The sequence below is a fragment of the Geobacillus sp. BMUD genome (assembly GCF_013096845.1).
Taxonomy (GTDB): domain Bacteria; phylum Bacillota; class Bacilli; order Bacillales; family Anoxybacillaceae; genus Geobacillus; species Geobacillus vulcani.
Genome location: NZ_SDLA01000117.1, coordinates 1 through 229, shown reverse-complemented (window position 1 = coordinate 229; position 229 = coordinate 1). Strand labels below are relative to the sequence as shown.

Below are 229 nucleotides of genomic sequence, written 5' to 3'. Positions count from 1 at the left end.
TTGAGCTTGCTTCTTCGCTGGTTTGCGTCGAGGAATCTGGCTCCTCTGCATTCGCTTGTAGACGCAGACGCAAACGAAGCAGTCGAAGGAATTCTCATTCCTTCAAAACTGAACGAAACGGAAGCGCCATGTTCATTGAACCGAAAGGTTTGTCATCCTTAGAAAGGAGGTGATCCAGCCGCACCTTCCGGTACGGCTACCTTGTTACGACTTCACCCCAATCACTTGC

The 229-nt window shown here is 50.2% G+C and carries 1 rRNA gene; it reads right to left on the bottom strand.

Features of this window, described 5'->3' with window-relative positions:
- Positions 1-162: 162 nt before the first annotated feature.
- Positions 163-229 (bottom strand): 16S ribosomal RNA (locus ETC05_RS17680); the annotation flags it as partial.